Origin of the sequence: Zeaxanthinibacter enoshimensis, from assembly GCF_004362865.1 — a bacterium.
Lineage (GTDB): Bacteria > Bacteroidota > Bacteroidia > Flavobacteriales > Flavobacteriaceae > Zeaxanthinibacter > Zeaxanthinibacter enoshimensis.
Map to the genome: position 1 here is coordinate 128,850 of NZ_SNYI01000001.1, position 25,517 is coordinate 154,366.

17 protein-coding genes and 1 tRNA gene are annotated in these 25,517 nt (G+C 47.9%); 4 read left to right on the forward strand and 14 right to left on the reverse strand.

The window, feature by feature from the left end; genetic code table 11:
• Nucleotides 1-7: 7 nt before the first annotated feature.
• The 7 genes from CLV82_RS00610 to CLV82_RS00640 are packed head-to-tail and all read right to left on the reverse strand — an operon-like array spanning nucleotide 8 to nucleotide 9,898.
• Entirely contained in the window at nucleotides 8-1,066 is a 1,059-nt protein-coding gene (locus CLV82_RS00610; protein ID WP_133642376.1) for a cytochrome c oxidase subunit II, read from the reverse strand.
• A gap of 26 nt (nucleotides 1,067-1,092) precedes the next feature.
• Nucleotides 1,093-2,490: a quinol:cytochrome C oxidoreductase gene (locus tag CLV82_RS00615; protein WP_133642377.1), complete on the reverse strand. Its 1,398-nt coding sequence runs from the start codon at nucleotides 2,488-2,490 to the stop codon at nucleotides 1,093-1,095.
• Nucleotides 2,491-2,506: 16 nt separating this feature from the next.
• Nucleotides 2,507-3,067 (reverse strand): c-type cytochrome, encoded by a 561-nt coding sequence (locus tag CLV82_RS00620; protein WP_133642378.1) that lies wholly within the window; start codon nucleotides 3,065-3,067, stop codon nucleotides 2,507-2,509.
• Between the two features lie 10 nt (nucleotides 3,068-3,077).
• Nucleotides 3,078-3,599, reverse strand: coding sequence for a DUF3341 domain-containing protein (locus CLV82_RS00625; protein ID WP_133642379.1), 522 nt, complete (start codon nucleotides 3,597-3,599; stop codon nucleotides 3,078-3,080).
• Nucleotides 3,600-3,602: 3 nt separating this feature from the next.
• Nucleotides 3,603-5,330 (reverse strand): NrfD/PsrC family molybdoenzyme membrane anchor subunit, encoded by a 1,728-nt coding sequence (gene nrfD, locus CLV82_RS00630; protein WP_133642380.1) that lies wholly within the window; start codon nucleotides 5,328-5,330, stop codon nucleotides 3,603-3,605.
• 31 nt (nucleotides 5,331-5,361) lie between these two features.
• Nucleotides 5,362-8,478 carry a TAT-variant-translocated molybdopterin oxidoreductase gene (locus CLV82_RS00635; protein WP_133642381.1) on the reverse strand — a complete coding sequence of 1,039 codons (3,117 nt, stop codon included), beginning with the start codon at nucleotides 8,476-8,478 and terminating at the stop codon, nucleotides 5,362-5,364.
• A 34-nt stretch (nucleotides 8,479-8,512) separates the two neighbouring features.
• A complete protein-coding gene (locus CLV82_RS00640; RefSeq protein WP_133642382.1) occupies nucleotides 8,513-9,898 on the reverse strand; it encodes a c-type cytochrome in 1,386 nt (461 codons plus the stop codon).
• A 322-nt stretch (nucleotides 9,899-10,220) separates the two neighbouring features.
• On the opposite strand from CLV82_RS00640, the gene CLV82_RS00645 reads away from it, so the two are divergent.
• Nucleotides 10,221-10,583, forward strand: coding sequence for an SPOR domain-containing protein (locus tag CLV82_RS00645; protein ID WP_133642383.1), 363 nt, complete (start codon nucleotides 10,221-10,223; stop codon nucleotides 10,581-10,583).
• A 93-nt stretch (nucleotides 10,584-10,676) separates the two neighbouring features.
• Here CLV82_RS00645 and infB read toward each other — a convergent pair whose 3' ends face one another.
• The 4 genes from infB to CLV82_RS00665 all read right to left on the reverse strand — a co-directional run bounded on the left by infB (nucleotide 10,677) and on the right by CLV82_RS00665 (nucleotide 15,603).
• A complete protein-coding gene (gene infB, locus CLV82_RS00650; RefSeq protein WP_133642384.1) occupies nucleotides 10,677-13,421 on the reverse strand; it encodes a translation initiation factor IF-2 in 2,745 nt (914 codons plus the stop codon).
• Nucleotides 13,422-13,464: 43 nt separating this feature from the next.
• The gene (nusA, locus tag CLV82_RS00655) at nucleotides 13,465-14,697 is read right to left on the reverse strand and encodes a transcription termination factor NusA (protein WP_133642385.1); all 1,233 of its coding nucleotides are present in this window, start codon (nucleotides 14,695-14,697) and stop codon (nucleotides 13,465-13,467) included.
• Between the two features lie 12 nt (nucleotides 14,698-14,709).
• The gene (rimP, locus tag CLV82_RS00660; protein ID WP_133642386.1) at nucleotides 14,710-15,171 is read right to left on the reverse strand and encodes a ribosome assembly cofactor RimP; all 462 of its coding nucleotides are present in this window, start codon (nucleotides 15,169-15,171) and stop codon (nucleotides 14,710-14,712) included.
• 360 nt (nucleotides 15,172-15,531) lie between these two features.
• Nucleotides 15,532-15,603, reverse strand: a tRNA-Gln gene (locus tag CLV82_RS00665).
• 166 nt (nucleotides 15,604-15,769) lie between these two features.
• On the opposite strand from CLV82_RS00665, the gene CLV82_RS00670 reads away from it, so the two are divergent.
• Nucleotides 15,770-19,129 carry a glycosyltransferase family 117 protein gene (locus CLV82_RS00670; protein WP_133642387.1) on the forward strand — a complete coding sequence of 1,120 codons (3,360 nt, stop codon included), beginning with the start codon at nucleotides 15,770-15,772 and terminating at the stop codon, nucleotides 19,127-19,129.
• A 53-nt stretch (nucleotides 19,130-19,182) separates the two neighbouring features.
• On the opposite strand, the gene CLV82_RS00675 is transcribed toward CLV82_RS00670, so the two are convergent.
• The 3 genes from CLV82_RS00675 to CLV82_RS00685 all read right to left on the reverse strand — a co-directional run bounded on the left by CLV82_RS00675 (nucleotide 19,183) and on the right by CLV82_RS00685 (nucleotide 21,583).
• A complete protein-coding gene (locus CLV82_RS00675; protein ID WP_066426179.1) occupies nucleotides 19,183-19,479 on the reverse strand; it encodes a thioredoxin family protein in 297 nt (98 codons plus the stop codon).
• Nucleotides 19,480-19,572: 93 nt separating this feature from the next.
• Nucleotides 19,573-20,802, reverse strand: coding sequence for a metallophosphoesterase (locus CLV82_RS00680; RefSeq protein ID WP_133642388.1), 1,230 nt, complete (start codon nucleotides 20,800-20,802; stop codon nucleotides 19,573-19,575).
• Nucleotides 20,803-20,860: 58 nt separating this feature from the next.
• Nucleotides 20,861-21,583: a copper homeostasis protein CutC gene (locus CLV82_RS00685; RefSeq protein WP_133642389.1), complete on the reverse strand. Its 723-nt coding sequence runs from the start codon at nucleotides 21,581-21,583 to the stop codon at nucleotides 20,861-20,863.
• Between the two features lie 40 nt (nucleotides 21,584-21,623).
• Between CLV82_RS00685 and CLV82_RS00690 the strand changes: the two genes are divergently transcribed.
• Both CLV82_RS00690 and polA read left to right on the forward strand, forming a co-directional pair.
• Nucleotides 21,624-22,613 (forward strand): isoaspartyl peptidase/L-asparaginase family protein, encoded by a 990-nt coding sequence (locus CLV82_RS00690; RefSeq protein ID WP_133642390.1) that lies wholly within the window; start codon nucleotides 21,624-21,626, stop codon nucleotides 22,611-22,613.
• A gap of 57 nt (nucleotides 22,614-22,670) precedes the next feature.
• On the forward strand, nucleotides 22,671-25,502 hold the full coding sequence (gene polA, locus CLV82_RS00695; protein ID WP_133642391.1) for a DNA polymerase I: 2,832 nt from the start codon (nucleotides 22,671-22,673) through the stop codon (nucleotides 25,500-25,502).
• Nucleotides 25,503-25,517: the final 15 nt, after the last annotated feature.

Below are 25,517 nucleotides of genomic sequence, written 5' to 3' on the forward strand. Positions count from 1 at the left end.
GCCTTTTTTAATTCATGGAAGCCATAGTCTGTCCGAACGTCTGTTGTTCTTCCAGCCATTTCTGGTATTCCTCCTCTGTCTCCACGATGATCTTCATTTGCATGTTGTAGTGTGACTTTCCACAAATCTTGTTACAGAGTAGAACGTAATCAAATTCCCACGGGTCGCCATTAGGCTGACCTAAAGCTGCCCGCTCAGCACGGATCTTATTGGTTCGCTTTACCTTTTCTATTACCTCGGGGTTCTGCCTCATCTCCTCGGTCGTTATAGTTGGAGTAAAGGAGAACTCGGTGATCATTCCTGGAACGCAGTTCATCTGTGCCCTGAAATGTGGCATATAGGCAGAGTGTAAAACATCCTGTGAACGGAACCTGAAATTCACTTTCCTGCCTACAGGAAGGTGCAGTTCCTTGGTAATAATATCATCACTGGCATAAGGATCAGATTCATCCAGACCAAGTACGTTAGCCTTATTGATATCGATCATACGAACATTAGCCATACCAAGCTCATTATCCTCTCCCCCGTACCGGGCGGTCCAGTTAAACTGCTGGGCATATAGCTCCACGATCAGTGGATCATCCTCATCATTCACATCCATGATATTGGTCCAGGTGTATAATCCCCAAAGGATCAGACCGGCCAGTACCACAACAGGAATAATGGTCCAGATGAACTCCAGCTTGTCGTTATCCGCATAGAATAACGCTTTCTTCCCTTTTTCACCGCGGTACTTGTACCCGAAGTAATGCAGCAGCGCCTGGGTTATTGTCTGTACGATAAAGATGATCACAAAAGAGATATACATCAGTAAATCGTATTCCCCACCATGTTCGGAAGCAGCTTCCGGTAACAGGAACTTACTATACTTCGCAAAACTGAAGATTGTGATCCCGTAGATAAAGATCAGGAAGCCAAACAGCAGGTAGCCATTATACTTATTATCCTTATCGTTGGCGATCTGTGAATTATCGGTCTTGATCTGTGACAATTCGAATATCTTGGTCATTTGCCAGATTGCAATTGCCACTAAAACTAATACCGCAATGGTCAATACTATAGTCATCCTATGAACTGATATTAAACTTTATATTAATAATGAAACTGCCTGCTTTCCTCTATGAATGGATTTCGTTTAGGCTGTAAAGGCACGGTAGCCATTGCCCTGAAGATCCAGAAAGTAAACAATCCCATAAAAAACAATACTGAACTGATCTCCGGGATACCAATGTACCATTGGTCACCTACGGTAGCCGGCATGATCATATTGAAAACATCCAGGTAGTGCCCTAAGAGTATGATGATCCCCGCCATAACCACGAACCAGTTTACACGCTTGTAATCGCTGTTCATCAGCACAAGTATCGGGAACAGGAAATTCATTACGATCATCCCAAAGAAGGGCAGTTTATAATCATCGATCCTGGTTACAAAATAGGTTACCTCTTCAGGGATATCTGCGTACCAGATAAGCATGAACTGGGCGAACCACAGGTAAGTCCAGAAGATACTGATCCCGAACATGAACTTGGCAAGGTCATGCAGGTGGCTGTCATTGACATCGGGAAGGTAGCCGCGAGATTTCAGGTAGATGACTACCATTGCGATGACCGTGATCCCGGATACGAACATACTTGCAAATACATACCATCCGAAAAGTGTACTGAACCAGTGAGGATCAACACTCATGATCCAGTCCCAGGACATAATGGATTCAGTGACCAGGTAGAATACCAGGAAGGCCGCTGACCATTTAAAGTTTTTTACAAAATTGGTATTGTCGGTTGCTTCGTCCTGGGCCAGTGATAGTTTTCGTGAATATTCACGGTAGAAAATCCACCCGGCCAGGAATATTGCAGCTCGGATCAGGAAGAAAGTAGGGTTAAGATATCCCTGTTTTCCCTGTAGTAATTCGTCATGTGCCACTACCTCCGGATCCATCCATACAAAGATATGGTTCAGATGAAGTACAGACAAGAGCAGGATCACAAAAACAATGATTCCACCGGGAACCAGGTAAGCTGTGATACCTTCCATTACCCGGAAGAGTAAAGGAGACCACCCTGCCTGGGCAGCGCGCTGAATGGCGTAGAATGCAAGTACCCCTAGCGCAATAAAGAAGAAGAACAATGCCGCTACGTAAAGAGCAGACCAGGGCCTGTTCTGTAACTGGTGCAGCAGGTGCTCATCATGAGACATTTCATGTTCCTGGTCGTGGGCTAAAGCGTTACCGTGTTCTACCTCGGCACCCATGCCAACCGTCGGATGTTGCATCCCGGCTTCATCCATATGGACCTCTCCTTCGGTTTCACCAGGAACTGCGTGACCATCTCCGTGATCGCCACCGTGACCCTCAGCATGTGAAGCCACCATGGCCTTGGCTTCCTCAACCGTAGAAGGAGCTGATATAAAGCCGATGGCTATACCTATCAAACCTACGGCCATCAGGATGAAAGAACCAATTTTTAATCTGTTTGAAAACGTGTACATATCTTAATTCCTGGTCTTATTTGGTTAAGTCTTCTTTCAGTTGCATCACATACTCGGATACCATCCAGCGCTCTTCGTGGTTAAGCTGTCCTGCATAGGATCCCATGGAGTTCAACCCGTAATAAATTACGTGGTACACACCTCCAACCTGGATATCACGGGCCGGGTCTGCATAACTCGGAACCCCGAGTATTTTTTCCCTTTTTACCAGGGTTCCCTGTCCGTCACCCTTATCCCCATGGCAGATCGCACAATAAATGGTGTACAATTGCATTCCCTGGGCCAGGTTTTCATCGCGTTTCAGTGAATCTAACGGGCTGGTCGCTGCCAAAGACAGCTCTTTCCCTTCAGGAGTATTCTCAAATTCGTAAGGCATCCAACCCCTCATGATAGTGTTCTCAGCCGGCTGTAACGCCTCCTGGTCATCAGGAAGGAAATCCACCTTGTCATAGGTCTCGTAGCCTACAGATTCGTACATATTAGGCATATACTGGTAGTTAGGCACAGCGGTATCCTGACAACTGCTGACACTAACAATCAATCCTAAGAGGCAACCTATTTTGATAATATTGTTCATATTTCCAAGACTACTTTTCAATACTGTTTATTTCTACTGCACCGGTATCCACTAAAAGATCGTACAGTTCCTGTTCGTTTCCGTGTAATTCAATTTCCATCAGGAAGTGATCATCGGTTGTCCTGACGTCAGGGTTCTCCGCCTCTTTAAAGGGCCACAATTTACTTCTCATATAAAATGTGATCACCATGAGGTGAGCTGCGAAGAAGACGGTCATCTCGAACATGATCGGAACAAAGGCCGGCATATTCTCGATGTAACTGAAACTCGGTTTTCCACCGATATCCTGTGGCCAGTCTTCGATCATGATGTAATTCATCATCAGGATAGCCACTGTTAATCCCACACATCCATACAGGAATGAAGTTATGGCAATCCTTGTCGGTGCCAGTCCCATTGCCTTGTCCAGCCCGTGAACGGGGAACGGAGTGTAGACTTCCTCTATATGATGTTTAGCGGCACGCACCCTTTTAACCGCATGCATCAGCACATCATCATCATTATAAAATGCTTGTATCACCTTAGATGCCATAATCTAGCTTTTGTTGTTTAACCTACTGGCCTGTCCGGCCCAATCGTCGCGTTGTGCCCTTCCTGGGAAGGAACCGGTAATCTCGTCAAGGAGCCTGTATTCTTTTTCCGTCATGCGGCTAACCTGCTCGTATGTATAGATCCCTAATTGGTTCAGGGTCTCCTCCATCTGAGGGCCAATACCTTTTATCTTCTTCAGGTCGTCCTTGCTTTCCTTACTAGCATCAAAAGTTCCAAGTGCACTGAGCAGGGCTTCTTTTTCAGCCATCGGGGCTTTTTCCACTACGGTTTTTTCCACCACAACTTCCTGCGGACCTACTTTCATCCTGGTGACTTCGTAAAGAGGTTTACCTGCATCGCGAAGTAACTTGTAGCGCTCCCCTGATGATTTCAGGATCGATTTCACCTCTGCCTGGGCAATTACCGGGAAGGTCCTTGCATACAACAGGAACAGCACAAAGAAGAATCCAATGGTACCGATAAAGATCCCGATATCGACGAATGTCGGAGAGAACATGGTCCATGATGAGGGAAGGTAATCACGGTGTAACGAGGTTACAATGATCACGAATCGCTCAAACCACATTCCAATGTTTACCACGATAGAGATGATAAAAGATACGACAATACTTGTCCTGATCTTTTTAAACCACATTACCTGCGGGGAAACAACGTTACAGGTCATCATCAACAGGTAAGACCACCAGTAAGGTCCGGTCGCCCTGTTAAGGAAGGCGTACTGTTCGTATTCCACTCCGGAGTACCAGGCTACGAAGAGCTCGGTAATATAAGCACAGCCTACGATAGAACCGGTGATCATGATCACGATGTTCATCAGCTCAATGTGCTGCACGGTAATATAAGCTTCCATGTTGCTCACCTTTCTCATGATGATCAGCAGGGTGTTCACCATGGCGAAACCAGAGAAAATAGCACCCGCAACGAAATAAGGAGGGAAAATGGTGGTATGCCATCCGGGAATTACCGAGGTAGCAAAGTCAAATGATACGATAGTGTGTACAGAAAGTACCAGTGGGGTTGCCAGACCGGCAAGAACCAGGGACACTTCCTCAAAACGCTGCCAATCCTTGGCACGTCCGCTCCACCCGAAACTCACCAAGCTGTAGATCTTCTTCTGGAAAGGTTTTACAGCCCTGTCACGGATCATGGCGAAATCAGGTAAAAGTCCTGTCCACCAGAATACCAGGGACACCGATAAATATGTTGAGATCGCAAATACGTCCCACAGCAGGGGTGAATTAAAGTTTACCCAAAGAGATCCGAACTGGTTAGGAATCGGGAGTACCCAGTATGCCAACCAGGGGCGCCCCATGTGGATGATCGGGAAAAGTCCCGCCTGGATCACAGAGAAGATGGTCATCGCCTCTGCAGACCGGTTGATCGCCATTCTCCATTTCTGGCGGAACAGCAACAGTACCGCGGAGATCAGGGTCCCTGCGTGACCAATACCTACCCACCAAACGAAGTTGGTGATATCCCAGGCCCAGCCTACTGTTTTATTCAACCCCCAGGTTCCGATCCCGGTAGAGATGGTGTAAATTATACAGCCTACTCCCCATAAAAATGCCGCCAGGGCAATAGAAAAAACTATCCACCAGTGCTTATTGGCTTTACCCTCTATGGGTTTAGCAATATCAACGGACACATCGTGATAGCCTTTATCTCCAAGAACTAAGGGTTTACGTATTGGTGCTTCGTAATGCGACGCCATAAAATTCTATTATTGTTACGTTCTTCTTTTATTAAGCCTTTTCTGTATTTCGCACTTTTACGTGGTAGAATACATTGGGTTTGGTTCCTACGCTCTCGAGCAGGTGATACATTCGGTCATTATCTTTCAGCTCCGCTACCTGGCTGTTTTCATCATTGATGTCTCCAAAGACGATCGCTCCATTGTTACAGGCATTAGAACAAGCGGTCTGGAATTCGCCATCCTTCACGGTTCTTCCTTCCCTCTTGGCATCCAGGATCACTTTCTGTGTCATCTGGATACACATAGAACATTTTTCCATCACCCCTCTTGAACGAACGGTAACATCCGGGTTGATCACCATCTTCCCAAGATCGTTGTTCATATGGTAATCAAACTCATCGTTGTTATTGTAGAGGAACCAGTTAAATCGTCGCACTTTATAAGGACAGTTATTCGCACAGTAACGTGTACCTACGCAACGGTTATACGCCATATGGTTCTGACCCTGGCGACTGTGTGAAGTTGCCGCTACCGGGCAAACTGTTTCACAAGGCGCGTGGTTACAGTGCTGGCACATTACCGGCTGGAAGGCTACCTGCGGGTTGACCGCCGGATCTTCCATCTCCTCGAAACCTACCTTAGAACCAATAGCCCCGGAAAGGTTATCTTTTTTCTCGTTGTCATCTTCGAAGGTGTCTTCAGAAGAGTAGTAACGGTCTATTCTTAACCAGTGCATATCCCTGGAAAGCCTTACTTCTTTTTTTCCAACAACAGGAACGTTGTTCTCTGCGTGGCAGGCAATAACACACGCCCCACAACCCGTACAGGCATTCAGGTCTATAGACATGTTAAAGTGGTGCCCGATAGAACGGTCAAATCCTTCCCATAAGTCTACTGTAGTGGCCGGCACTTCCTGGTGGTTCAGAGAAACCTGAGGCACATGGTTCCATTCTGCGTGATCCTTGGTATTAAAGATCTCCAGGGTGGTTTCCTTTATGATATCACCCCTACCCATCAGGGTCTTGTGCAACTGAACACATGCAAACTCATGCATTCCGGCTGCTTTAGTCACTTTTGCTTCCTGAATCGTAGAGAAGTTCTGGTAAAGCGGGAACGCATTTACTCCCACCTGCATATCCTCCCGTACCCCGGTCTTTTTCCCGTAGCCGAAAGCCAGTCCGACAGTCCCCGGAGCCTGCCCCGGCTGTATAATCACCGGCACATCCTTTAATGTAATGTCGTTTACGGTAACAGTTGCATAGCTTCCATCCAGTCCGCCATTGGCAACATGCTCGTTCTCAAATCCTAATTTCGCAGCGTCTGCTTTAGAAACCGTCAGGTAGTTATCCCAGGATACCCTGGTGATCGGGTCAGGGAACTCCTGCAGCCATGGGTTGTTGGCCTGCTGGCCATCGCCCATTCCTACTTTAGAGTAAAGCACCAGTTCCATGTCAGAGGACGGGCTGGAGGCAAGCGCTCTTAAGGCAGATGCGACGGGTACAACAGAAGAAGTCATTGCTTCCTCGGCTCCTTCAGCAGCATCAGCCGGAGCAGCAGTTGCTTCAGACGTCATATCCCCGGAAGCTACAAAGGCTCCATCGTGTAATGCCTGGTTCCAGTCTGATCCGTTCAGGATATTTTCATTCCAGGTTGCTTTTACGTATTCGTAATAAGACACGTCATTATCCATCCATTTCAGGAGGGCTGTCTGGAACTGCCTGGTATCAAATAATTCTTTTATCGTTGGCTGCATCAGGCTGTAGTGCCCCTTTTTCAACTGTACGTCACCCCATGACTCAAGGTAATGGTTAGATGCACCGGTGAATTTAGACGCAGCGGTAGTATCGTTCCATAAGGTTGAGAAAGCGACAGACACATCTACTTTCGCAAGCCCTTCAAGGAATTCTGCTGCATTAGGCAGCGAGTAAACCGGGTTTACACCATCCATCAGCAAGGCACCTACCTTACCGGCATTCATGTCTGCGATCAACTCGTTCACCGCAGCAGTGCTCCCCTGGCGAATGTAGCGAGGCGCGGAAGGGTTAAAAGCCTTACTTCCTAACATCTCATTGATCTCCAGCACCACAGCCTGCGCATTGACGTCATCAATACCGGTAACCACAACGGCTCCACTGCGATTCTTCGAGATCTCAGCAGCGATCTGGTCCAGGGCGCGCTCAGCAGCCTCGGGCAGTTCACCACCTACGGTAGTACCATTCAGTTTACCGTAAAGTTTTGCCAAAGCAATTTTCTGCTGGCTTGGCTTCAGCATAATACGTTTATCGGCATTTGCACCGGTCAGAGACATATTGGCCTCTATCTGTACATGCCTAGACATTTTTCCATTCTTAGGAACACGACCTTTGGAATAACCTGAATCAAAGTTTCCTCCCTGCCAGTCGGCCAGGAAATCAGCCCCGATCCCTACAATATAGTCGGCCTTCTCAAAGTCGTAATCTGCAAGGGCACGCTCACCGTAACGGGCTTCAAAAGCACTCAGCGCGGCATCCTCTGAAATGGTATCGTAAGTAACATGACTTACATTAGGGTATTTAGCCTGGAACTCAGAAATAAGTCGGTCTGTAGATGGACTAGCATACGTCTGGGTAAGCAGAACAACCTTCTTCCCTGAATTCTGTGTAGCATTAAGCGTGGCTTTTACCGTAGCATCCAGGGTATCCCAGTCTGTCTGCTCTTCCCCTGCCATAGGACCTTGCAGCCTGCTGCTGTCATATAAAGACAACACAGAAGCCTGTATCCTGGCGTTTGCTCCATTATTAGATTTAGCATCCTTGTTATTTTCCACCTTAATCGGGCGACCTTCACGGGTCTTGATCAGGATGCTGGCAAAATCATATCCATTAGCTATAGTGGTAGCATAATAATTAGCCACCCCCGGGATGATCTGCTCTGGCTGAACCACGTAAGGAATAGAATAGTTCACCGGGCCTTCACAGGCTGCCAGTGATGCTGCCGCTGTACTGAACCCGACATACTTCAGGAAATCCCTTCGGTTGGTAGTGGTAGCCGCAAGTCCTTCTTTATCTCCAAGGAATTCGTCAACCGGCACTTCCTCCGGAAATTCGTTTTGTCTTAGCTGCTCAACAATGGAATTGTTCGGACTTAACTCCGCTTCACTCTTCCAATATTTCTTGTTTGATGCCATATGCTATTGATGAAATTAGCTGCTGCTTTTATAATTAATAGTGACACTTCCCACATTCAAGACCACCTAATTGGGCCGCAGTGAGCTGATCAACTCCATATTTCTTTGATAGTTCCTCGTGGATCTTTTCGTAATATTCGTTCCCCTCAACCTTCACATTGGTCTCCCTGTGACAGTTAATACACCATCCCATGGTAAGCGGTGAGTACTGGTACATGATCTCCATTTCCTCTACCGGGCCATGGCAGGTCTGACATTCGATCCCCGCTACAGAAACGTGCTGGGAGTGGTTGAAGTAAGCAAAATCAGGAAGGTTGTGAATACGAACCCATTCCACAGGCTGGGTCTCCCCGGTATACCTCTGGTTGGTCTCATCCCACCCGACTGCCTTGTATAATTTCTTGATCTCCTTGGTGTAGAACTCATTGGTATACCCGTTTGCCAGATCCTCAGGACTTGGTCCTTCCGGGTTACCCTTGTATTCGTAGATAGATTTATGACAGTTCATACAGACATTCAGCGAAGGAATACCTGAGTGTTTGGAAACACGCGCTGAAGAGTGACAGTACTTACACTCAATCTTGTTATCACCCGCGTGGATCTTGTGCGAATAATGGATCGGCTGCACCGGAGCATATCCCTGGTCCACACCCACCTGCATCATCCAGCCGTAAGCATAGTATGCAGCGACAAGCATCAGGAAGATCACGGAAACCAATACCAGGAACTGGTTCTGGGCAAAAGCCTTCCAGATCGGTGTACGCTTCTCTGTCTTTTCTTTTTCTATCACCACCCCGCTGGCCTCGGCAATACGCTTTAGCGTGCTGTTCACCAGGAACAACATCACCACCAGGATTCCAAATACCAGGACAAGTGCTCCAAGGATCAGGTCATTAGAGATCCCCGATCCACCACCGGTGCCGGTCTCTCCACCTGTAGGCACTGCAGTTGTTTGTGGCGGAGCAGGAGGCGGAGCTGAAGTATACGCCAGGATATTATCGATATCTTCATTGGAAAGGGTCGGGAAAGCGGTCATCGCCGCCTGGTTGTATTCGTTGTATATTTCGTTGGCGTAAGCATCCCCTGACGCGATCATCGCGGGACTGTTCTTGATCCATGCATACAACCAATCCTTACCCAGGCCTTCTTCTTCAGCCAGCCTGCTTTCTACGTTAGCCAGGGCAGGCCCCGTCATCTTGCGGTTCAGGGCGTGACATGCCGCACAGTTCTGGTTGAACAATTGCTTCCCCTTAGCTGGATCACCCGCACTTTCGTCAGATGCCTGGCTAGCGGTCTCAGTCTCCGCAGCGGCCGGTTCAGCGGCTTCCTGGGCACTAAGAGGTGCAGAAAATAGTAATGTTACGAAGAGGCTGATGCCTAATACAGTAGCGATTTGATGGCGGTTTAGAACCTTTTTCATGTGTTGCTTTTCAATATTTTCAACGGTCATACGAAGCTGGATACACCCGAACTGTTATAAGATCTACCTCTTGATCAACACTCCGGATTTACCTGTTTCATACATAAAATAGTACTATCGAAATCTTGGCACGATTATTCCTAATGTATTAGGACGGATGGGGAATTCACGGCCATTAAAATTGACAGCAAAAATACGACATAGACTTTATTTTGGAAATGTTAAGGTATTTATAATTCTCAATTTATAATTATTCTAAATAAGCCGGGAAAGTACCGTATACTAAGCAATAAATTACCTTTGTAATAATTAAAATGATATTATGAAAACTGCATTTTTAACCCTTGTTCTTCTCTGTACTTCAGGGATTTCAATTGCCCAGCAGGGCACGGTACAGGTAAAACAGGACCGCGAATTGTCCCAATTGCTGAACCTTTATAAGAAAGCCAATGAAAGTGCCGATTTCTATACCATACAAATAGGTTTTGGGTCTTATGACAAGGCACAAAAGCTGAAATCGGATGCCGAAGTGGACTTCCCCGGGTGGTATACCAAGATCATATTTGACTCCCCTACTTACCGCGTGCACGTAGGTAAATTCAGCACAAAACTGGAGGGAGAGCGGCATTTTACCGAGGTCCGGAAAAAGTACCCCGAATCGCTATTATTGTCTCCTAAAAATTAAAACATTCCCCGGCACAACCTTAGAAAGCGGGGAATACAAAACAAAAAAAGGGCCATCATCTGATGGCCCTTTTTTCATATTATATAATAACTCTTAAAGAGTCTTCTTCACAGCTACTTCCTGGAATGCTTCCACGATATCGCTTTCCTGTATGTCGTTGTAGTTCTTGATCTGCAGACCACAATCGTAGCCTTTAGATACTTCCTTAACGTCATCCTTGAATCGCTTCAGCGAGGCCAGGGTTCCGGTGTAGATCACCACCCCGTCACGGATAAGCCTGATATTGGACGAGCGGTAGATCTTACCACTGGTCACCATACACCCGGCAATAGTTCCAACTTTAGAGATCTTGAAGGTTTCTCGGATCTCGGCAGTACCGGTGATCTCTTCCTTCATCTCAGGTGAAAGCATACCTTCCATCGCATCCTTCAGGTCGTTGATGGCGTCGTAGATGATAGAGTACATCCTGATATCAATCTCTTCCTTATCGGCGATATCACGTGCATTACCCATCGGCCTTACGTTAAACCCGATCACGATCGCGTCAGAAGCTGATGCCAGCAAGACATCGGATTCGGTGATCGCACCCACTCCTTTATGAATGATGTTTACTTGTATCTCGTCTGTAGACAACTTCTGGAAGGAATCGGTAAGTGCCTCTACGGAACCATCCACATCTCCTTTCAGGATAATATTAAGCTCCTTGAAGTCACCTAGCGCAATTCGCCTTCCAATTTCATCAAGCGTAATATGACGTTGCGTCCTTACAGACTGTTCACGCTGCAACTGCGCTCTCTTAGCTGCAATCTGCTTCGCCTCTTTCTCATCTTCCATGACATTGAACTTGTCACCAGCCTGTGGCGCACCGTCCAGTCCAAGAATAGAGATAGGTGTAGAAGGCCCTGCTTTTTTCACGGCGTTACCGCGTTCATCCTGCATGGCTTTGATCTTACCACTGCAAGTACCTGCAAGGACATAGTCCCCGATAGAAAGGGTACCGGACTGAACCAGGATAGTAGATACGTATCCACGTCCTTTATCCAGGAATGCCTCTACTACTGTACCGCTGGCCAGCCTGTCCGGGTTAGCTTTCAGGTCGAGCATTTCTGCTTCCAGCAATACCTTTTCCAGTAATTCTTTTACACCTGTCCCGGTCTTAGCCGAGATGTCGTGCGATTGTATTTTTCCACCCCAGTCCTCAACGAGGAGGTTCATCTGCGCAAGTCCTTCCTTGATCTTATCAGGGTTTGCTGTCGGGCGGTCAATTTTGTTGATAGCGAAGATCATGGGAACGCCTGCCGCTTGTGCGTGGCTAATAGCTTCCTTGGTCTGTGGCATGATATCATCATCCGCAGCGATCACAACGATCGCTATATCGGTGACCTGGGCACCACGAGCCCGCATGGCGGTAAACGCCTCGTGACCGGGTGTATCCAGGAATGTGATCTTGTTTCCATTTTCCAGGCTTACCCCGTATGCCCCGATGTGCTGGGTAATACCCCCACTCTCACCGGCGATCACGTTTTCCTTACGGACATAATCAAGCAAGGATGTTTTACCGTGGTCTACGTGACCCATTACGGTTACGATCGGAGCTCTTGGCTTAAGATCCTCTGGTTTATCCTCAACTTCTTCAAAAGATTCTTCCAGCTCAGCAGTAACAAACTCCACTTCGTAACCAAATTCGTCGGCCACGATAGAAAGGGTTTCCGCATCCAGTCGCTGGTTCATGGTTACCATGATCCCGAGAGACATACAGGCTGAGATGATATCCGTTGTTGATACATTCATCATGGTTGCAACCTCTCCTACAGTAACGAACTCGGTTACCTTCAGGATCTTGCTTTCCAATTCCTGCTGCTCCAGGTCGCGCTCGGTCTGCTGGCGGTGCTGGTCTCGTTTATCTCTACGGTACTTTGCCCCTTTTCCACGCTTGGATTTTCCTTGCAGTTTCTCCAGGGTTTCCCGCACTTGTTTTTGCACTTCCTCCTCGGTAGGCTCTACCTTAGGAGCAGAAGAGAATCGCTGCCCGCGTTTTGCCCCAGGCTTACCTCTGCCGGCACCGGGAGCATTATTGCTGACGATCCTTCGGCGTCTTTTCTTCTTATCGCTGGAATCGCTGCCTTTAGCTTCTTCCTTCTTCTTCTTGGGTTTCTTGAACTGGGAGAGGTCTATCTTATCCTTAATATTAGGACCGGATAGTTTCTGGTAGTTGGTTTTGATAGTATCAGAGTCCGCCGATTTTTCCTCGGCTTCTTCTTTCTTGGCCGGTTCTTCCTTGGCGGCTGAGGGCTTCTCTTCAGCTTTAGGAGCTTCCTCTGCCTTAGGAGCTTCCTCTGCCTTTTTCTCGGCCTTGGGAGCTTCAACCGGCTCAGCTTTAGGCTGTTCTGCAGGTTCCTCTTTGGCAGCCACAGGCTTCTCTTCAGCTTTGGGTGCTTCTTCCTGCTCTTTCGGAGCTTCTTTCTTACCGAGGTTATCCAGGTCTATCTTCCCAACGGTTTTAGGACCCGATAATTCAGCTTTGGCGGAAACCACTTCTTTTTCAGCGGCGCGCTTTTCCCGTGCAAGACGTTTTTCTTCCTGCTCCTGCTCCATCTGAAGCCTCAGGGCTTCTTTCTCCTTACGCTTTTCTTCACCAACCTCCTTAGATGCAACTTTCTTGCTCATATCGGTCTGGAACTCATCTAGGAGAACCTGATATACATCATTGGAGATCTTAGTGGTAGGGCGTGCTTCGACCTGGTGTCCTTTCGACGCCAAAAAATCGACTGCCCTATCCAGTGATATATTAAGTTCTCGCAAGACTTTGTTAAGCCTTATTGTTGCATTTCCTGCCATATAATCTATTTACCTCTCTTTAAATACGCTGCTAATATAGAGCTTAATCTTCAAATTCCTCTTTCAGGATACGCATCACATCGGAAATTGTTTCCTCTTCCAGATCCGTCCTTTTTACGAGGTCTTCGATGTCCTGCTCCAGGACACTACGCGCTGTATCCAGCCCGATTTTCTTAAATTCTTCTATCACCCAGCTGTCGATCTCATCAGAGAATTCAGTTAGTTCCACATCCTCCTCAACACCTTCACGGAAGACATCGATCTCGTAGCCGGTTAACTGGCCTGCCAGTCTTATATTGTGACCTCCTCTACCGATAGCCTTGGATACTTCCTCTGGCCTAAGGTAAACCTGGGCGGTCATTTTCTCGTCATTCAGTTTCACAGTAGAAACACGTGCCGGGCTTAAAGCCCTGGTCACCATCAGCTGCGGGTTACTGGTCCAGTTGATAACATCTATGTTCTCATTACCCAGCTCTCTTACAATCCCGTGAATCCGGGATCCTTTCATACCCACACATGCCCCGACAGGATCGATCCTGTCATCGTAAGAATCAACGGCAACTTTTGCTTTCTCACCTGGGATCCTTACTGCTTTCTTAATAGTGATCAGGCCGTCAAAAACTTCCGGGATCTCCTGGTGGAACAATTGCTCAAGGAATACCGGGGAAGTCCGGGACATGATGATCATAGGCTTATTGCCTTTCAGCTCAACGCTTTCAATGATCCCACGCACATTATCCCCTTTCCTGAAGAAATCTGATGGGATCTGCTTATCCTTAGGCAAGATGATCTCGTTCCCTTCGTCGTCCAGCAAAATGATTGCTTTATGACGGATATGGTGCACCTCTGCGGTGTAGATCTCTCCTTCCAGGTCCTTGAACTGCTTGTAGATCGTCGTATTGTCGTGCTCGTGGATCTTTGAGATCAGGTTCTGGCGCAAGGCCAGGATCGCTCTTCGTCCCAGGTCGATCAGCTTCACTTCTTCAGAAACATCCTCTCCAACCTCGAAATCGGGCTCGATCTTACGGGCATCGCTCAGCGAGATCTGCTCGTTAGGCTCCTCAACTTCACCATCCTCCACAACTACGCGATTTCTCCAGATCTCCAAATCCCCTTTGTCCGGGTTGATGATAATATCAAAGTTATCGTCCGAGCCAAATTTCTTTTTCAACGCATTTCTGAATACATCTTCCAAAATTGCCATCAGCGTTACCCTGTCTATGAATTTATCATCCTTAAATTCGGAGAAAGATTCGATCAACGCAATATTTTCCATTTTGATCTACAATTAAAATATTAACTTAACTTTTGCTTCTTCGATATCTGAAAAAGGAACTTCCTGTTTCTTTTCCACGGTTACTTTTCCCTTACCAACCGGTTTCGGCTCCCTAGCTTTCCACTCCAGGGTTATGGCCTTATCGGTTACCTCGGTAAGTGTCCCTTCAAAAGACTCTCCTGCTGTTTTCACCTGCAGTTTACGCCCAATATTCTTCGGGTATTGCCTTGCGTTCACCAGGGGGGCTGTAGCGCCTGCCGAGGTTACTTCCAGGGCAAAATCCTGTTCTTCACGGTCCAGGGAAAATTCAATAGCCCTGCTCACCTTCATACAATCTTCCAGGTTGATCCCTTCATCACCATCGAGGATGATCCTGATCTGGTTATCCGTTCCCACATAGAGGTCTATAAGGAAGATGGAAGGATTTTCTTCCAGCACCTTGTCCAGCAATGTGGTCACTTTTTCTTTCAACATAGTCCTATAATCTTCAATTCTGACCCCGGGTAGAAACTGGCCGGTGAACCGGGCAGTGCCCGTAAATCCACCAGGTTTTCCCGGTGACAATGATTAAATACCTTTAATAAAAGAGGGGACAAATTGTCCCCTCATGAATACTTTGATATCCTTTCAGTGCCGCAAATATACAAATTAAATTTGATTCCGGCTTCGCAGTTTCACCAAGCTGAACACAGTTTTCATAAAGGGCTCATAAATTTACAAAGAATAGCCTAATTTCCATTTCCCGCGAGCCTCAAATTATCCTGCGTTTTACGTTAAGCCGGGAGCAAAAAAAATCCCGGACCTGTACCGGACCGGGATTGTGAAGGTTCTCTGTTGGCCTACTAGGACTCGAACCTAGAACGACTGGACCAAAACCAGCTGTGTTGCCAATTACACCATAGGCCAGAATCACCTAAGCGGGTGCAAATTTAAAACAATCTTTGTTATGCGCAAATTATTTAAACACAATCCTACAAAAATTTCAGGTGCCCATCCTAAAGGATTGATAAAAAGGACTGCCAAGTTTTATTTAAATTAGTAAATTCGCCCCCATCGGTAAACTTCGAATTGCATGTTTTCAAAGAACTTCGAGAAATGGGACACCATCCTGGGATGGGTTGTTTTTTTTATAGCACTTATCACTTACGGTATCACGGTAGAACCCACGGGAAGTTTCTGGGATTCCGGTGAGTATATTGCCACTTCGGCCAAACTGCAGGTTGGGCACCCCCCGGGAGCTCCGCTACTGCAGATGATCGGGGCCTTTTTCGCGATGTTCGCGCCTAATGCCAACGAAGTGGCGCGGATGGTTAACTACGTATCCGGGGTATCCAGCGCATTCACCATCCTGTTCATGTTCTGGACCATAACCAACCTTTGCCGAAAACTCATTATAAAGGAGGGTGAACTAACCGATTACAAAGCTATGGCCGTATTAGGCAGTGGACTTGTCGGTTCCCTGGCCTTTACTTATTCTGACAGCTTCTGGTTCAATGCCGTGGAAACCGAGGTTTACGCAATGGCCAGTTTTATCATGGCACTACTGCTGTGGATGGGACTCAAGTGGGTGGATAACCTGGATGACCCCAGGGGGAACCGCTGGCTGATCCTGATCTCTTTCGTGGTAGGACTTACCTTCGGAGTACAGTTCATGGGATTCCTGGTGATCCCGACCATCGGCCTGCTTTATTACTTTAAAAAATACCCTACCGTAACTGCCAAGAATTTCCTGCTGGCGAATGTTATTGTCGTCGCGATCCTGATGCTCGTCTACAAATTCTCCCTCACCTACGTACTGAAACTATTCGGATGGGGCGAGGTTTTCTTTATCAACAGTATCGGTTTACCCTTTAATTCGGGCACCATCATCATCGGCCTGCTATTCGCCGCTGCCTTCTATTTCGGGCTCCGGTATACGAGGAAGAATAACTACCTGTTTGCAAACACTCTGGTGCTGTGTGCTTTATTTATCTTCCTTGGATTCTCATCCTGGCTGATGCTCCCGATCCGCGCAAATGCCAACGTACTGATCAATGAAAACAACCCGGCCGACGCCCGTGCCTTACTGGCGTATTACAACAGGGAACAGTATCCCGGCGTAGACAGCCCTGTATACGGAACCTATTATTCCAATGCTTTTGCTCCTCCCGGAGAGGACCAGGATGAAAAGCCTAAATACGAAAAAGACGAAGCCCTGGGCAAATACGTGATCACCAACAATTACAAAGGTGCCATCCAGGGACCAAACGAGGACCATGTGGGTGTACTGCCCAGGCTGTGGAGCGAACAGCACGCGGAGAATTATATGAAATACTTCGGGCCATTGGATTTCCGGATGACCACCTCTAACGAAGAGCTCCGCCGGGCTGTCAACCAGCTGAAGGCAGGCTATGCAAACGGGGAGATCGATGAAGAGCAGTACATAGGATTCCTGAGGCAATTCAATGAATATATAGAAGTAGAACCCCCATCGGTTTGGCAGAATATAAAATACATGTTCCAGTTCCAGTTTGGTTATATGTACTGGAGGTACTTTATGTGGAACTTTGTAGGGAAATCTGATGACCTGCAGGGACGCTATAATGGCAACGGGGAGTGGCTCAGCGGAATTAAGTTCATAGACAGCATCAGGCTGGGAAGCCAGGACAACCTGCCACAGGATGTACTGGACAACAAGGGCAGGAATACCTACTTCTTTCTCCCGCTTATCCTTGGTCTCATAGGCCTGGTATTCCAGGTCAGCAGGAATCCCAAACAATTCTGGGCCCTCTTGGTCTTCTTCCTGTTCACGGGTATCGCCATACAGTTTTACACCAACCCATATATTTTCCAGCCCAGGGAAAGGGATTACTCCCTGGTTGGATCGTTTTACGTGTTCGCCTTATGGATAGGGCTGGGTGTTTACGGGCTCTTTGACGAATTCAGGAAAAGGATCAACCCGAAGATACTGGCCCCTGCCCTCACCCTGGTGTGCCTTTTAGCGGTACCTACCGTTATGGCCTACCAGAACTGGGACGACCACGACCGGTCTAACCGCTACACCGCCGAAGCCAGCGCCAAGGCCTATCTCTCTTCTTGCCAGGAAGATGCTGGGGCGATGATATTCACCATTGGGGATAACGATACTTTCCCGCTCTGGTATGCACAGGAGATAGAAGGCTTCAGGACCGATGTTCGGGTTATCTGTACCAGCTTATTCGCGACAGACTGGTACGTAGACCAGATGAAACGGAAGGCTTATGAAAGTGATCCTATTCCATCACAGCTGACCCATGACCTCTATCGTTACGGGAACCGGGATGTGATCTACTACCAGGGAATCACAGAGAATCGCTGGGATGTAAAAGATTTTATCAACTGGGTTGGAAGTGATAAGCCGCAGACCAAATTCCGGTATATCCTGGAAAAACAGGGTGCAGACCTCAGCGCTTATTCAGAGAATACCCTTAACCTGGTCTATTACCCGACCAATAAGATCCGCATACCTGTTAACAAGGAGAATGTGCTGGCAAGCGGACTCGTCAAACCTGAGGATGCAGACCTGATCGTGGACTATATTGATATAGACCTGCCTCAGGCATTACCCAAGAACCGAATCATGATGCTCGACATCATTGCTAACAATGACTGGAAGCGGCCTCTCTACTTCTCCGGCGGAAGTTTTGACAAGGCAGAATACATCTGGATGAAGGATTACCTGCAACTGGATGGACTAGCTTACAAACTTGTCCCTATCAAGACTCAAAACAGGAGTCCTTTTGAAATGGGAAGGATAGACAGTGAACTGATGTACGATATCGTCATGAACTGGGACTGGGGCAATATGGGCAGCGATAAGATCTACCACGACCCACAGACCAGGACCCAGGGATTATCTTTCCGTAGTAACCTGGCCCGGCTAATGGAACAGCTAATCGATGAAAATAAGATCGATAAAGCTAAAGACATTATTGAACTGGCCATGACCAATATGCCTGTGAAGTACTACGGGTTCTACACCTTTGTGGAGCCATTCGTGGACGGGTATTACAAGGTGGGGGAAGCCAGGAAAGCCAGGGAGCTGTATACCCAGCTTAAGAATATTTACCAGGACAGGCTGGATTATTACGCATCTCTTCCTTTAGATGAGCAATATGACCAGATAGAAGAGATCATCGCGGATATGGAAGGATACCGCCGTAACATTGACATCCTGATCGCCAATGATGATCGCGCGCTGGTAGAGAAAGAGACCATGATCTTCAATGAACAGATAGACCAGTTCAGTCACTTCTATAAGGAAGACCTGTTAGAAGAAGCTGAAGTACCGGCAGACCTTGATCCGGAAGAGATCATAGATTCCATGCCCGTACAGGATACCACCGCAAGGGATAATACCAGTGCCGTAACCACCCCGGACACTACCCTTTCGAGGGAAATGATCGATCAATAAAAAAAGTCCCCGACCGGGGACTTTTTTATTTATTTCCTGTAAATACCAGGACTCTAAATATATTCGTTTAAGATTCCTATCAGCGTATTCGCGTCCTGCTCTCCGCTTTGCCGCCATACCATTTCCCCTTTCTTGTAGATCATCAGGGTAGGCAAACCTTTTATCCGCAGGGCCTGGGAAAGCTCTTTATTCTTGTCCACATCAATCTTGATCACTTTACCCTTATCGCCCAGGGCTGCGGCAACATCGCGTAAGACAGGATGCATCGCAGTAGATTGCTCGTTCCACTCGGCGTAGAAATCCAGTAGTACCGGAACATTCAGATCTATGAGTTCACCGAATTTAGACATATGCGGGTCTTTAGGTTATTAACCAAATGTAATAAAAATTAACAAAAACAAGATAACCGCCCACAATTTGTTAAATGCCTGGCCATTGGGAGATCAGGCCACTCCCTTCTTCTTCAAGGTGATCACGGTGATCTCCGGCCAGATACCCACCCTGCCGGGATATCCCAGGAAACCGAAGCCGCGGTTTACATTGATGAATTGCCCGAGTTCCTCGTAGATCCCTGCCCAGTACTTATACCGCCACTTTACAGGACTCCATTTAATAAAGCCGGGAATCTCAATGCCGTACTGCATGCCGTGGGTGTGCCCGCTCAGGGTCAGGTGGTAATGCAGATCATCTTTGATCACCACATCTTCCCAATGGGACGGATCATGACTGAGCAGAATTTTAAAATCATTCTTGTCAACTTTTCCTGCGGCTTTCTCCAGGTCACCTGCCTTCTTGAAACCTCCTCTACCCCAGTTTTCAACCCCGATCAGGGCCAGGCGGTCGGTTCCTCTTTGCAAGTAGCGACTCTCATTGAGTAAAAGATCAAAGCCCATATCCCGCTGCAGCTTTTTCAGTGATTCAAGATTCTCACTTTTCTCCTCCTCTGTATCCCACTCTACGTAATCGCCGTAATCGTGGTTACCGAGCACGGAGTACTTGCCATCCTTTGCGGTAAGACTGGAAAAGAGATCGGCCCAGGGGTACATCTCTTCAGCTTTATTATTCACCATATCCCCGGTGAAGAAAATAACATCGCTCTGCTGTTGATTGATGAGATTCACCGCGTATTCTATTTTTTTCCGGTTGTCAAAACTCCCGCTATGTACATCCGATATCTGGGTGATCTGGTAGCCGTCAAAAGCATCGGGCAGATCTTCGAATTCAAGGTTGTATTTCAGAACCTTGAAATTATATTTACCCCGGTACATCCCGTATAACAATGCACTAAATGGGAGGGCCGCTATTCCCAGGGCCACCAGGCTAAGGAAGCGCCGGCGGGAAGGGAGGCTGAATTCTTTAGAATCTCCCGAGAAGCGGGAGTAAGCCCCGCTTAGCAGCCGAATCAGGTCTTCGGAGGCCAGGAACAGTATTGTGATCAGTTTAAAGGATAACATAGCCACCAGGAAACCAAAGGCGTAACTTTTAGGCTTACTAAGCACCCTGCCGTCAGCTTCGGATAACGTAAACTGGTAGATGAAATTCCCAAGTACCAGGAGGGAAACAGCAATAAAAAGATAATAGACCCAGGGGTAGCGGGTTGCCGTTTTAAGCGCCTGCAAAGCATAAAAGCTCAGCACAGCATACACGACAACAAAAATGATCCATCTAAGCATAGGGGTGTTTTCTGCAAATATATTTCTTTAACAAGGGTTTAGCGGGTCCATTAACAATTTATTTAACGCTATGAACCACGGCCGAAATGATTTCCGGATCGCTTTGCCAAACATATTCATCCCCTATCATAGCGGGGGAGATCATACTGACACCCGGGGTGTTGTCCAGTTGTCGCTGTTGCTTAACCGCTGACAGGTGGAGTGCCCGGAAACCCAGGGATTTCAGCTGCCTCGCTTCTTCTTCCCGTACGCCACCCCCCGGCATGACCACCACTTTTGACAGCCTGTTCTTTAACTGCTGTAGTAATTCGATCCCTTCCATAGCCTTACGCTTCTGCCCGGAACTCAATAAGCAATCAACCCCCATTGCATCCAGGGCTTCTGCACTGGCCAAAGGATCGGGCACCCAATCAAAGGCCCTGTGAAAGGTGAAAGACATACCCTCTGACTGCTGTATCAGCATCGCCGTGCGCAATCGGTCTATAGAGCCATCTTTTAAGAGCGCCCCGGATACCACTCCCGCAACTCCCAGGGACTTGCATAAAGCTATATCCGCAAGCATAACATCGAACTCCTCGGATGTATAAGTGAAATCCCCGGAACGCGGCCTTATAAGGACATGTAAAGATATATTCAAAGTTGCTACAGCTGTTTTAAGAAAACCATAAGACGGAGTAATACCACCCAGCCCGAGTTCCGAACAGAGCTCCACCCTGTCTGCCCCGGCCTGCTCAGCAGCGAGGGCAGAACTGATAGAATTGGCACAAACTTCTACGATCATATTAACTATATTTAGAAACTAAAGTAAACATCAACCAGTAATGCAAAGAAGAAAATTCCTTAAAAATTCTACCCTGGGAACCGCGGGGATCTTAAGTACACCACTCATAGCTGCACAAGCAGGATTAAATTCAGAATCCTTAAATAGTTTAACCCGGGAAACTAAACCCATTGTTCTTGCCACCTGGGATGTTGCCAATGCCACCTCCCGTGCCTGGGAGGTATTAAAAGAGGGTGCGACATCCCTGGATGCTGTGGAACAGGGGGTGATGGTAGAAGAGGCCGATGAAAACAACCAGACCGTTGGCAAAGGCGGCAGGCCGGACCGTGACGGACAGGTTACCCTGGATGCCTGCATCATGGATAAGGATGGAAATTGCGGGTCTGTGGTCTATCTCAGGAATATAGTACACGCCGTATCCGTGGCCCGGAAAGTAATGGAAGAAACTCCACACGTGATGCTGGCCGGAGACGGGGCTGAAAAGTTCGCTTATGAACAAGGATTTCCAAAAGAAGATCTGCTGACCGCCAGGTCACGGCAGGAATGGGAAGAATGGAAAAAAACCTCCCAATATAAACCTATTATCAATATCGAGAACCACGATACTATCGGGATGCTGGCCATCGACAGAAAGGGAGACATTTCCGGAGCCTGCACCACCAGCGGGATGGCGTATAAAATAGCCGGACGGGTCGGGGATTCTCCCATCATCGGGGCCGGGCTCTTCATCGATAACGAGGTAGGCGGCGCCACTGCCACCGGGGTGGGTGAAGAAGTAGTCCGCACTGTTGGCAGTTTCCTTATCGTAGAATTGATGCGCCAGGGAAAGAGTCCACAGGAAGCCTGCGAAATAGCCGTAAAACGGATCGTTGCGAAAAACCCCGGGTACCGCGATTTCCAGGTCGGGTTCATTGCCCTTAACAAGAAAGGAGAAACTGGCGGCTACTGTATACAGCCGGGTTTCAGTTACCGCACCTATTCCGAAGAAGGACACAGCCTTACCCCTGCCGGAAGCTATATAAACCAATAATCCTTCTCCGTAGCGACAGAAGTTCGTAAATTTGAAATCTTTTCTAGCAGACTAACAATGGCAGACCAAAAACGACTTTTTTTACTCGATGCTTACGCATTGATCTTCCGTGGCTATTACGCCCTGATAAAAAATCCCAGGATCAACTCGAAAGGAATGGATACCTCGGCCATCATGGGGTTCATGAATTCTCTTTTCGATGTCATAAAGCGGGAAAAACCGGATCACCTGGCAGTCTGCTTTGACAAGGACGGAAGTGCGGAGCGAACCGAGTTATTCCCAGAGTATAAAGCCAACCGGGATGAGACCCCGGATGCTATCAGGATTGCCATTCCCTACATACAGAAGATCCTTAAGGCAATGCACATCCCCTGTGTGGAAGTATCGGGCCTGGAGGCCGATGATATCATCGGCACCCTGGCAAAGCAGGCCGAAAAAGAAGGGTACAAAGTATTTATGGTCACCCCCGATAAGGATTTCGGGCAATTGGTCTCGGAAAACATATTTATGTACCGCCCGGCACGAATGGGGAACGGGATAGAGATCTGGGGCATCCCGGAAGTCCAGAAACGTTTTGGCGTGGAGAGACCGGAACAGGTGATCGACTACCTGGGGATGATGGGCGATGCCAGTGATAATATCCCCGGTTTGCCGGGAGTCGGCGATAAGACCGCGAAAAAGTTTATTACACAGTTCGGCTCCATGGAAGGTCTGCTCGAAAACACAGACCAGCTGAAAGGCAAAATGAAGGAACGGGTGGAGGAGAATGCAGAACTGGGCCGGCTTTCGAAACAACTGGCCACCATCTGTATCACCTGTGATGTCACTTTTGACGCCACGGATTACGAACTCTCCATGCCCGACAGCGAAAAGGTTCAGGAACTATTTGAAGAACTGGAATTCCGCCGTCTGAAAGACCAGTTTTTAAAGATCTTCAGCGGGGAAACTGAAGCCCAGGCCCAGGTAAGCAGTACCCATACAGCCAAAGAACATGCCCGGGAAGCAGGGAGCGGGCAGTTCTCGCTTTTTGGCGCAGAGGGCGAAGCACCAGCCACCCTGAAGGAGATCTCGGGCAGGAAAACCCTGAAAGACGTGCCCCATTCCTACCAGAGTGTAGCACCCGGGATGGCGATGAAACTTTTTATGCAGAAGCTGATGAAGCAGCAGAGTGTCTGTTTTGACACGGAAACCACCTCCCTGAATCCCCTCGAGGCCGAATTGGTTGGCATCGCATTCAGCTGGGAGCCGGGCAAAGGTTTCTATGTCCCTATGCCCGAAGACCGGGAACAGACCGAAGCCTTACTGGAAGAACTCAGACCGTTTTTCGAATCCGAGGTGATAGAGAAGATAGGGCAGAACCTGAAATACGACATTAAGGTTATGGATCGATACGGGGTGAACGTCAACGGCCCCTTGTTTGACACCATGCTGGCACATTACCTGATCAACCCGGACATGAGGCACAATATGGATGTGCTGGCCGAGACCTATCTCAACTACAGCCCCATCCCTATTTCAGACCTGATCGGGAAGAAGGGCAAGAACCAGTTGAGTATGCGGGAGGTACCTGTGGAGGAACAGACAGAGTACGCGGTGGAAGACGCCGATGTAACCTACCAGCTGGCCCAGTTTTTCCGGCCGGAACTGAAAGAAGCCAATACAGAGCAACTTTTCAGTGACATCGAGGTTCCCCTGCTGAGGGTACTGGCCGATATGGAGCTGGAGGGAATACGACTGGACAAGGATTTTCTTCAATCCCTGACCGAAGAACTTAATTCGGATATCCGGAAGCTGGAGCAGCAGATCTATGCCGAAGCGGGAACCGAGTTTAATATTTCATCCCCCAAACAATTAGGCGAAATACTCTTTGACCAGATGAAACTGGTCGACAAACCAAAAAAGACCAGGACGGGCCAGTATTCCACAGCGGAAGACGTGCTCTCTACCCTGGCCAAGGATCACCAGATCATCAGGGATGTCCTGGAATACCGTGGACTCAGCAAGCTTAAGAGCACCTATGTGGAAGCCCTGCCCGAACAGGTACAGCCCAATACAGGGAGGGTACATACGGATTATATGCAGACCGTTGCAGCCACGGGACGCTTAAGCAGCAATAACCCTAACCTGCAGAATATCCCCATACGGACAGAGCGCGGCAGGCAGGTCAGGAAAGCATTTGTACCCAGGAACGAAGATTATATCTTACTGGCAGCAGATTACTCCCAGATCGAACTAAGGGTTATCGCTTCATTAAGTGAGGAGACCAACATGATAGAAGCTTTTAAAAAGGGAGAAGATATCCATGCCGCTACGGCCGCCAGGGTATTCGACGTTCCGCTGGAGGAAGTCACACGGGAACAAAGAGGTAATGCCAAGACCGTGAATTTCGGAATCATTTACGGGGTGTCTGCTTTCGGACTCAGTAACCAGACAGACCTGTCCCGGACCGAGGCCAAAGAACTGATAGACACTTATTACAAGACCTACCCGAAACTCCGGAATTATATCAGTGAGCAGATAGATTTTGCCAGGGAACACGGCTATGTGCAGACAGTGATGGGAAGACGGCGATACCTAAAAGATATCAACGGCAGTAATGCGGTAGTAAGGGGAGCCGCAGAAAGGAATGCAGTCAATGCTCCCATCCAGGGAAGTGCAGCCGATATCATAAAGGTCGCGATGATCAACATCCATAAAAAACTGGAAGCCGGGAATTATAAGACCAAGATGCTGTTGCAGGTACATGATGAATTGGTATTTGACGTCTATAAACCCGAATTGGAAAAAGTGAGCGAAATGATAAGGTCAGAAATGGAAGCAGCCTACACCTTAAAAGTTCCCCTGGTCGTAGATATAGGGACCGGCGAGAACTGGCTGGAAGCCCACTAGGCCGAATAACATAAA

Coding starts and splice junctions, on each gene's coding strand:
- CLV82_RS00640 (WP_133642382.1), bottom strand. CDS start 9,898: ATGAAAAAGGTTCTAAACCGCCATCAAATCGCTACTGTATTAGGCATC.
- CLV82_RS00610 (WP_133642376.1), bottom strand. CDS start 1,066: ATGACTATAGTATTGACCATTGCGGTATTAGTTTTAGTGGCAATTGCA.
- CLV82_RS00675 (WP_066426179.1), bottom strand. CDS start 19,479: ATGTCTAAATTCGGTGAACTCATAGATCTGAATGTTCCGGTACTACTG.
- CLV82_RS00615 (WP_133642377.1), bottom strand. CDS start 2,490: ATGTACACGTTTTCAAACAGATTAAAAATTGGTTCTTTCATCCTGATG.
- rimP (WP_133642386.1), bottom strand. CDS start 15,171: ATGTTGAAAGAAAAAGTGACCACATTGCTGGACAAGGTGCTGGAAGAA.
- CLV82_RS00620 (WP_133642378.1), bottom strand. CDS start 3,067: ATGAACAATATTATCAAAATAGGTTGCCTCTTAGGATTGATTGTTAGT.
- CLV82_RS00645 (WP_133642383.1), top strand. CDS start 10,221: ATGAAAACTGCATTTTTAACCCTTGTTCTTCTCTGTACTTCAGGGATT.
- CLV82_RS00685 (WP_133642389.1), bottom strand. CDS start 21,583: ATGATCGTAGAAGTTTGTGCCAATTCTATCAGTTCTGCCCTCGCTGCT.
- CLV82_RS00670 (WP_133642387.1), top strand. CDS start 15,770: ATGTTTTCAAAGAACTTCGAGAAATGGGACACCATCCTGGGATGGGTT.
- CLV82_RS00625 (WP_133642379.1), bottom strand. CDS start 3,599: ATGGCATCTAAGGTGATACAAGCATTTTATAATGATGATGATGTGCTG.
- CLV82_RS00690 (WP_133642390.1), top strand. CDS start 21,624: ATGCAAAGAAGAAAATTCCTTAAAAATTCTACCCTGGGAACCGCGGGG.
- nrfD (WP_133642380.1), bottom strand. CDS start 5,330: ATGGCGTCGCATTACGAAGCACCAATACGTAAACCCTTAGTTCTTGGA.
- nusA (WP_133642385.1), bottom strand. CDS start 14,697: ATGGAAAATATTGCGTTGATCGAATCTTTCTCCGAATTTAAGGATGAT.
- CLV82_RS00635 (WP_133642381.1), bottom strand. CDS start 8,478: ATGGCATCAAACAAGAAATATTGGAAGAGTGAAGCGGAGTTAAGTCCG.
- polA (WP_133642391.1), top strand. CDS start 22,671: ATGGCAGACCAAAAACGACTTTTTTTACTCGATGCTTACGCATTGATC.
- CLV82_RS00680 (WP_133642388.1), bottom strand. CDS start 20,802: ATGCTTAGATGGATCATTTTTGTTGTCGTGTATGCTGTGCTGAGCTTT.
- infB (WP_133642384.1), bottom strand. CDS start 13,421: ATGGCAGGAAATGCAACAATAAGGCTTAACAAAGTCTTGCGAGAACTT.